Below are 1,623 nucleotides of genomic sequence, written 5' to 3'. Positions count from 1 at the left end.
TATTGGCACCCCTTGTATGTGTTTTTGTGGTTATTAACATCTTACAATAAAGTGCCAATCATGGGCCTTTTTTATGAAATTTTATTAGTGTTGCACTTAATATTACAATTCGTCTAGTAAAAAAACAAAATTTCAAAATTGGTCGTTGCTAGCTATGAGATTATGGTAAAATATAGCTACGTTATTAAAGGATGTGTAAAGTTATATGATGATAGTAGTCATGCTCATATTAAGCTATCTCATCGGTGCTATTCCTAATGGATATGTTATAGGAAAGCTCTTTTTCAAAAAAGATATTAGACAATTTGGAAGTGGCAATACTGGCGCAACTAATAGCTTCCGAGTTCTTGGTAAACCAGCAGGATTTGTTGTAACCTTTTTAGATATATTTAAAGGGTTTATAACCGTTTTCTTTCCCATTTGGTTTCCAGTGCATGCAGATGGACCGCTTAGCACGTTCTTCACACATGGGTTAATCGTAGGTTTATTCGCAATACTAGGACACGTTTATCCGATATACCTTAAATTTAAAGGTGGTAAAGCAGTTGCTACAAGTGCAGGTGTTGTCTTAGGTGTAAATCCTATTTTACTGCTCGTATTAGCAATTATATTCTTTGGCGTGTTATATATATTTAAATATGTTTCACTCTCAAGTATTATTGCTGCAATATGTTGTGTAATTGGCTCACTCATCATACAAGATTACATATTATTCGGTATGAGCCTACTTGTTTCGATTATTTTAATCGTAAGGCACCGTACAAATATAGTAAGAATCTTTAAAGGCGAAGAACCTAAAATAAAATGGATGTAATTATTAATCAGAAAATATCGATCCCGAGATATATAATATAATAATGCTACTTTGCAACTCACAGTAGCTGACTGTATTGAGAAGACGCTTGAACCAAGCTATTCACAAAACTAGTCATCTTTGCGGGCAGAGCCCAAACTAAGCAAGCTGGGAGTCGGGGCCCCAGCAAAGAGAATTTCACCAAGAAATTCTACAAGCTAAGCAAGCTGGGAGTCGGACAGTGAATTTAAAAGCATTCTGTCCTACTCCTTTTTATTATGCTCATAAAATCATTAAAGATTATCTCAAAAAGGTATTATGTTATAATGCTTAGAGTTCCAATAAAGATAAAAATTTAGTAATAGATATATAAGGTAGGAGGATTATGTAATGAAAATTAAACTAACAGATCAAGCTGTAGAATGGTTTAAAGATGAATTAGATTTGCCTGAGAATGACAAGGTTTTACAGTTTTACGTACGATATGGTGGTGAATTTCAACTTAAACAAGGTTTCAGTCCTGCCTTTCGCGTTGAACCTAGACAAGATGTAGAAATAGGTTATGAAGAGAATTATAATGACTTAGTATTGGTCGTTTCAGAAGATGATTTATGGTATTTCGAAGATAGTGATGTTCTCGTTGAAAAAGTAGACCATGACGACGAAATTGCCTATTCTAAAGTAAATTAAATCATAAACATACTAAGATTAGCTGTGAAGAAATCTATGACGATAGATTTTTTCACAGCTATTTTTTATAGTTGTAGAGAGAAGTAGACTGTGCACTCCCTTGGATTTTAAATCCTTATTAAAAACTAGTCATCTTTAAT

At 33.4% G+C, this 1,623-nt stretch carries 2 protein-coding genes; both read left to right on the top strand.

Going from position 1 to position 1,623, the window contains the following annotated elements:
* Positions 1-205: 205 nt before the first annotated feature.
* On the top strand, positions 206-814 hold the full coding sequence (plsY, locus tag KA858_RS12475; RefSeq protein WP_053030977.1) for a glycerol-3-phosphate 1-O-acyltransferase PlsY: 609 nt from the start codon (positions 206-208) through the stop codon (positions 812-814).
* A 369-nt stretch (positions 815-1,183) separates the two neighbouring features.
* A complete protein-coding gene (locus tag KA858_RS12470; protein ID WP_053030979.1) occupies positions 1,184-1,483 on the top strand; it encodes a HesB/YadR/YfhF family protein in 300 nt (99 codons plus the stop codon).
* Positions 1,484-1,623 lie beyond the last annotated feature (140 nt).

Source organism: Staphylococcus sp. GDX8P80P (assembly GCF_017893095.1).
GTDB lineage: Bacteria > Bacillota > Bacilli > Staphylococcales > Staphylococcaceae > Staphylococcus > Staphylococcus borealis.
Note: the sequence above shows the minus strand (reverse complement) of the source record. Positions and strands in the feature narration are given on the sequence as shown.

Bases quoted from the DNA above. Each gene is read 5' to 3' on its own strand.
- plsY (WP_053030977.1), top strand. From the start codon at position 206: ATGATGATAGTAGTCATGCTCATATTAAGCTATCTCATCGGTGCTATT.
- KA858_RS12470 (WP_053030979.1), top strand. From the start codon at position 1,184: ATGAAAATTAAACTAACAGATCAAGCTGTAGAATGGTTTAAAGATGAA.